This is a genomic window from Asanoa siamensis, from assembly GCF_016862555.1.
Taxonomy (GTDB): Bacteria; Actinomycetota; Actinomycetes; order Mycobacteriales; family Micromonosporaceae; genus Asanoa; species Asanoa siamensis.
In genome coordinates, this window is record NZ_BONE01000159.1 from 1 (window position 1) to 6353 (window position 6353).

At 68.0% G+C, this 6353-nt stretch carries 7 protein-coding genes; 4 read left to right on the forward strand and 3 right to left on the reverse strand.

The genetic code is table 11. The features are described 5' to 3' along the window. Positions 1-22 precede the first annotated feature (22 nt). Complete coding sequence (locus tag Asi02nite_RS40560; RefSeq protein WP_203719366.1) at positions 23-916, reverse strand: IS5 family transposase; 894 nt, start codon at positions 914-916, stop codon at positions 23-25. Between the two features lie 157 nt (positions 917-1073). On the opposite strand from Asi02nite_RS40560, the gene Asi02nite_RS40565 reads away from it, so the two are divergent. Next, positions 1074-1562, forward strand: a complete 489-nt coding sequence (locus Asi02nite_RS40565; RefSeq protein ID WP_203719367.1) for a hypothetical protein — start codon at positions 1074-1076, stop codon at positions 1560-1562. A gap of 65 nt (positions 1563-1627) precedes the next feature. Here the strand turns inward: Asi02nite_RS40565 and Asi02nite_RS40570 are convergent, their stop codons facing one another. Further along, on the reverse strand, positions 1628-2629 hold the full coding sequence (locus Asi02nite_RS40570; RefSeq protein ID WP_239127708.1) for an ABC transporter substrate-binding protein: 1002 nt from the start codon (positions 2627-2629) through the stop codon (positions 1628-1630). 181 nt (positions 2630-2810) lie between these two features. Here Asi02nite_RS40570 and Asi02nite_RS40575 point away from each other — a divergent pair, with 181 nt between their 5' ends. Genes Asi02nite_RS40575 through Asi02nite_RS40585 form a run of 3 tightly spaced genes read left to right on the forward strand, consistent with a single transcriptional unit; the run spans position 2811 to position 5727 of the window. Then, the gene (locus Asi02nite_RS40575; protein ID WP_203719368.1) at positions 2811-3806 is read left to right on the forward strand and encodes a FecCD family ABC transporter permease; all 996 of its coding nucleotides are present in this window, start codon (positions 2811-2813) and stop codon (positions 3804-3806) included. Continuing rightward, positions 3803-4864 (forward strand): FecCD family ABC transporter permease, encoded by a 1062-nt coding sequence (locus tag Asi02nite_RS40580; protein WP_203719369.1) that lies wholly within the window; start codon positions 3803-3805, stop codon positions 4862-4864. Before Asi02nite_RS40575 ends, Asi02nite_RS40580 begins: the two co-directional genes overlap by 4 nt. Beyond that, positions 4861-5727 carry an ABC transporter ATP-binding protein gene (locus tag Asi02nite_RS40585; protein WP_203719370.1) on the forward strand — a complete coding sequence of 289 codons (867 nt, stop codon included), beginning with the start codon at positions 4861-4863 and terminating at the stop codon, positions 5725-5727. The genes Asi02nite_RS40580 and Asi02nite_RS40585 overlap by 4 nt, the downstream gene beginning before the upstream one ends. 49 nt (positions 5728-5776) lie before the next feature. Here Asi02nite_RS40585 and Asi02nite_RS40590 read toward each other — a convergent pair whose 3' ends face one another. Then, positions 5777-6160, reverse strand: a complete 384-nt coding sequence (locus Asi02nite_RS40590) for a hypothetical protein (protein ID WP_203719371.1) — start codon at positions 6158-6160, stop codon at positions 5777-5779. Positions 6161-6353: the final 193 nt, after the last annotated feature.

Here is a 6353-nt window from a genome sequence, read left to right on the forward strand (position 1 = left end):
CTAGGGCGCGTTTCATAAGCGGTCACAGCCATTCGTTGATCGCGACGATGTGCAGGGTGGCGAGGTAGCGGACGGCGAGTTTGTCGTACCGGGTGGCTACCCCACGGTGGCGCTTGAGCCGATTGATACCGCACTCGACAGCGTGCCGTTGCTTGTACGTCTCGGGGTCGAAGGCCGGTGGCCGGCCGCCCTTCGACCCCTTCCTACGCCGGCTCGCCGCCTGGTCGGCCTTGATCGGAACTGTGGCGCGGATCCCGCGCCTGGCCAGGTGCTCCCGGTTGGCCTTGCCCGCGTACGCCTTGTCCGCGAGCACCCGGTCCGGTCGAGTACGCGCCCGGCCCAACCCGATGCGTGGAACACGGATGCCCGCCAGGACCGGCACGAACTGCGGGCTGTCGCCGCACTGCCCGGCCGTCACTACCATCGACAGCGGCTTCAGGCCCTGCTCACACGCCAGGTGCAGCTTCGTGGTCAGCCCACCGCGGGAACGCCCCAACGCGTGGTCAGCGGGCTCAGCCTGGACCCCGCCCGGCGACTCCGCCTGCTCGTACCGTGCGGTGTGGGCAGCAGCCGCGTGCTGATGCGCTCGGGCGACGGTGGAATACACGCTGATATCCCAGGTGATCAGTCCAGAGGCGTCCGCCCGGGCTTGTAGTCCGGTCAAGATCCGCGCCCAGGTACCGTCACGCTGCCAGCGACGGAACAGCCCGTACACCGTCTGCCAGTGGCCGTACGCCACAGGCACGTCCCGCCACGGCGAGCCGACCCGAACCCGCCACCGGATCCCGTCGATGAGCTGCCGTTTACTCCATTTCGGCGGTCGGCCTGGCTTCTTGCCCCTGGGCAGCAACGGCTTCAGCACCGCCCACTGGCCGTCGGTCAGGTCGTGCCGCCTCGTCACCGATATGCTGGCCACGAGGTCTCCGTGCTGATGGTCTTCTTCGTCGATGAACCATCTACCGGAGACCTCACTGTTTATCGATCACCGACACGCCCACCAGCCACAGCCAGCACCGACCAGCCAACCCACGTCTGAAACACCGCCTAGCGCCGGGAGGCCGTAGACTCCTGCGATGGCCGTCGGCCGTTGGATACTGCTGGTCTTGATGGTGCTGGTCGGTCCGCTGCTGTGGTGGGCCGGCGTGGCCGGCACCGTGTCCGCCACCCACGCCGCTCTTCCGCCCGGGGACGCGACCCTCCCGTACTTCGTCTCCAACTACTGCAGCGTCGGGCTGACCATGGTGGGCCTCTTCGCATTCCTCAATCTGCTGCTGCTCACGGTCCTGCTGCCGAGGGATCGGCAGCTGCGGGAGGGACGGACCGGTACGCTCGTCCGCGCGGTCATCACGGCGTTCCTCGTCACCGGCCTGGCCTGGTTCGAATACCGGTTCAGTCCCGTAACCTATAACTGGAGCGGCGACCCGGACGCCTGGAGCCTGGTCAAGGACCATCTCATGGTCTGGAATCCGGCGGTCGGGACCCTCTGGATCGTCCTCAACGCGGCGGCCGCCGCCACCTTGATCATCGTGCGGGTCATGGTGACGGCCCGGTCGGTCAGGTGATCCTCTGTCCCCCAACCGCTGGCGGTCACAGACCGCGCGGGGCTTCCCACTTCTGAAAACACGGCCTAGCGTTTGGCCGGATCGACGCCGAACGTTGCGGCCAAGTCGTCCAGGATGATGTGGGCGCCGAACATGCCGACGGCGCTCATCCAGGTGAGGTCGTTGACCTCGTGCAACTGCCCGGTCAGCTTGCCCCACAACGGGTTCGCCTTGAATTTTCGCTGCGTCTGCGCGGACAGCCCCTTCTCGTCCGGGTAGGTGGTGACGAAGATGTGGTCAGCATCCATGTCCAGGATGCGCTCCTCACTGATCTCGGTTGAGAAGCCCGCACCCTGTTGTGAGGCGGGCCGGGCGAGCGCGGCGTCCTTGAGTACGACACCGGAGTAGGTGTCCTCCTTGTACAGCCGGGTCGGACCGTCGACGAAGCGGACCACTGACAGCGTGGGGTTCTTGCCCGCACGGGCGCGGATCGCTTCGCCGACCGTCTTGGCCCGCTCTTCGTAAGCCGCGATCTTCTCCTCGGCGAGGTCCTCGCGGCCGAGCGCCGTGGCTGTCAGCCGGATGTTCTCCTTCCATCTCCCGCCGGTTGTGTCGCTGAAGACGGTCGGAGCGATCTGGGAGAGCTCGTCGTAGATTGCCTCGTGCCGCACCTTGGCGGAGATGATCACATCCGGTCGCAGGGACGCGATCTTCTCCAAGTTCGGCTCGGCCAGCGTGCCAACGGGTACCGCTTCCTTAGCGAGGGTGGCGCGGGCCTCGCCGAAGTACTCGGGCAGCGCTGTCGAGGCGGCGTTGATCGTGGTAAAGCCAATCACGTTCGCCTCCAGCGTCAGCGCCGCGTCGACGAACGTCATGTCCAGCGCCAACACCCGGGTCGGCGCTCTGTCTATCTTCGCGGTGCCCATGGCGTGGGACACGGTCCGCGGGAACGAACTCTGCGCTGCGGGGGAGTTGTCATTCGCGGTGGCAACAGGTTCGTCGCTGGCGCACGCCGCGATTGTGAGCAGCATGGCGCCCGCGAGCACGGAGGCGAGGGCGCGGCTGACAGTGCCGCGTACGGATGACACCAGGTTCCTCCTACTTAGGTGAGGCTTTCCTCTCGAACGCTAGGCAGGTTCGCCTTCACGGGAGCTTCACGGTGCGCCCAACCGCGATTAGGCATGCCTTAATTGTTTGCGATCTGAGGGGGAGGGTCATGTGACACCGGCTACGCGTGCGGCCGTCGAAGAGCCGCCCACGACTCGAGCGATGCGCGCCCGCCGCAGCGCGGGCCTGGTCGTGCTCGTCGGGCTGCTCGCGATCGCCGCGGTCGCCAGCCTCGCGCTCGGCGCGAACCCGCTGACGCCGGCCGAGGTGTGGCACGCGATGACGCAGCCGACCGGCACCGAGGGCGACATCGTCGTGCGCTCGTTGCGCGCTCCGCGTACGCTGCTGGGCGTCACCATCGGGGTGGCACTCGGGGTCGCCGGCGTGCTGATCCAGGGGCACACTCGCAATCCGATCGCCGACCCTGGGCTGCTCGGTGTCAGCGCCGGCGGGGCCCTCGCCGTCGTAGCTGCCATATTCGTACTCGGTGTGGACGACCTTTACGGCTACGTCTGGTTCGCCTTCGCTGGGGCGTTCGTCGCGAGCGTTTTCGTCTTCCTGATCGGAACCCTTGGTCGCGGCGGCGGCACTCCAGTCACGGTCGCCCTGGCCGGAATCGCAGTCACTGCCCTGCTCGGCGCGGCCACGACCACCCTCGTGCTGCTCGATTCGCAGACGCTCGACGCCTATCGCTTCTGGTCGGTCGGCGGACTGGCAGGTCGCGATGCGTGGATCGCCGGTCAGGTGGCGCCTTTTGTGCTAGCGGGACTCGTGCTCGCCGCGGCGAATGTCGGCGGCCTCAACGGGCTCGCACTCGGCGAGGACATCGCCCGGTCGCTGGGCATTCGGATTCAACTCACCCGGGCCGTCGGGGTCGCCTCGATCACGCTGCTCACCGGCGCGGCGGTGGCAGCGTGCGGGCCGATCGGCTTCGTAGGCCTGATCGTGCCGCACGTCGCACGCGGTATCACTGGCCCGGATTACCGTTGGCTCACACCTTATGCGGCGTTGATCGGCGCGATACTCGTGCTCGTCGCCGATGTCGCCGGTCGGGTCATCGTGGGTGCCGGGGAGTTGCCGGTCGGTATCGTGCTCGCCTTCGTCGGTGCGCCCTACTTCATCGCGTTGATCCGGCGTCGCGGCCTGGTCCGGATATGAGGGCCGTGCCTGGCCGGACGCCATTACGGCTTGGTCCACTGTCAACAGTGTGGCGTCCCCGCGCTCTGCTCGTCCCTGTCATTGGGCTGGCAGTGCTGGTTGTCGCGATGGCAGTCAGCGTCGGTCATGGTGATTTCCCGATCGGTCTCGGTGACGTCTTCGCGACATTCGTCGGCCGAGGGGAGGCCGCCACCGAGTTCATCGTGCTCCAGCTGCGGCTGCCGCGCACGCTCACCGCCGCACTCGTCGGCGCGGCCTTCGGTCTCTCCGGCGGGATCGCCCAGACGATCGCGCGTAACCCGCTTGCGAGTCCCGATGTCCTGGGCGTCACGGCGGGCGCGAGCGCCGGCGCCGTCACCGTCATCGTCCTCGCCGGCCGGTACGGCGCGGTGAGCGGCACCGCCGCCACGGTCGGCGTGCCGCTGACCGCGCTCGCCGGCGGTCTGCTGGCCGCGTTGCTCGTCTACCTGCTGGCCTGGCGCCGGGGCATCGACGGGCACCGCCTCGTGCTCATCGGGATTGGCGTAGCGGCGGTCCTGGCAAGCATCACATCGTGGCTGTTGTTGGTCGCGGACGTGGCCGACGCCGGTCGAGCAATGGTTTGGCTAACTGGCAGCCTGCATTCGCGCGGCTGGGAGCACGTCCGCCCGGTCGCCCTGGCCGTGGCCGTGCTGCTGCCCCTCGCGCTCGTGCTCACTCATACACTCGGTGCTCTCCAGTTCGGAGAGGACACCGCCACCGCCCTCGGCGTGCGGGTCGAGCAGTCACGCACGGCGCTTCTACTGGTCGCGGTCGGGCTCGCGTCGGTGGCGACCGCAGCGGCCGGCCCGGTCGCGTTCGTCGCCCTGGCCGCGCCCCAGCTCGCCCAGCGGGCGACTGGCGCCGCCCGACCGCCCATGGTCACCGCGGGCGTGTTCGGCGCTGGGCTCGTGGTCTGCGCCGACTTGGCCGCGCAGAGCGTATTCCCGGTCCAACTGCCAGTCGGCGTGTTGACCGCGGGCCTCGGTGCGCCCTACCTGATCTATCTGTTGGTACGCCGCCGGGAGGCCCGTTCGTGACACCCAGGATCTGCGCCCGAGAGCTGACACTGGCGTATGGCGGCGGCCCGCCGGTGGTCGACAATCTCGGCCTGGACATCGAGAACGGCACCTGCACGGCCGTAATTGGGCCGAACGGTTGCGGGAAGTCGACCGTGCTGCGAGCTATGGGCCGGATGCTCGCACCCCGCAGCGGGTCGGTGGTCCTCGACGGCAGGCTTATCCACAGCATGCCGACCCGCGAGGTCGCCCGCGTCGTCGGCATGCTGCCGCAATCACCAGTGGCTCCGGACGGACTGACGGTCGCCGACCTGGTCGCCCGTGGCCGCCACCCGCACCAGGCATGGTATCGACAGTGGTCGCCGAGCGACGAGGCGGCGGTCGACGACGCGCTCCGCTGGACCGGCACTCTCGATCTTGCCACTCGGGTCGTCGACGAGCTTTCCGGTGGTCAGCGTCAGCGTGCATGGATCGCGATGGCCTTGGCACAAGACACCGAGGTGCTGTTGCTCGACGAGCCGACGACCTTCCTCGATCTGGCGCACCAGATCGACGTCCTCGACCTCATCGACCGCCTGCACCGGGAGGCCGGCCGGACGGTGGTAATGGTGTTGCACGACCTCAACCTCGCTGCCCGCTACGCGGACCGCCTCGTCGCGATGCACGCCGGTCGGATCGTATCCGCCGGACCACCGGCGAAGGTCCTGACCGAGGCGCTGCTGAAGGAGGTGTTCGGGCTGCACGCCCGCGTTATCGCCGATCCGGTATCCGACACGCCATTGGTGCTGCCCTACGGCAGGCGTGCGACCGGATCTGCCGCGATCGATGGGATCATCCGGGGTCAAGCCGATGCCGGGCCAGACGATTGGACCAACCCAACATGATGCGGGCCGGGCGGCGACCGGCCCGCATCACTACGGTGGCGACGCTCCGTCAAGCATGCGCCACCCGGGCCGGGCTACGAAGAGAGGCCACACCGGCCACCAGGGCAACGACGACACCGATCGCGCGGACCCAGGTCGCGAGCATGACACCCGTCGCCTCGGAGTTGACGAGGTCGTCGGCGCCGCCCACACCCAACGCGATTGCCTCCATCACAGCCACCAGGACCCCGAACGCGGGCGCCCAACGCCACCGGACGAAAACCGTCAACGCGGCTGCCACGACCAACAGAACCAACCCAGGCGGCACCAACGGCATCGACACTCCGGCTGCCCGTTGCAACACGATCCCGACCGCAGCGACGACCAAACCCAGCGCCGCAATACCGCGAACGCCGCGTCCCGCTCCTTCCACACTCATTTTCACTCCGATCACTCGAAACTGCTCTGTGCAGGCTGCACCCATACGATCAGCTGGTCGTCCGACACAGAGCGGCTACGTGCGTACGCTGCCGCGCGTAGGTGCGCGATCCGTCCGACACTTCTGACACTGGCGCCCGCCGTCTACAGCGTGATTCGCCAGTGTTAACGCGGCAGCGCGGTGTAGTCCCCTAAGGGACGTCTCGTGA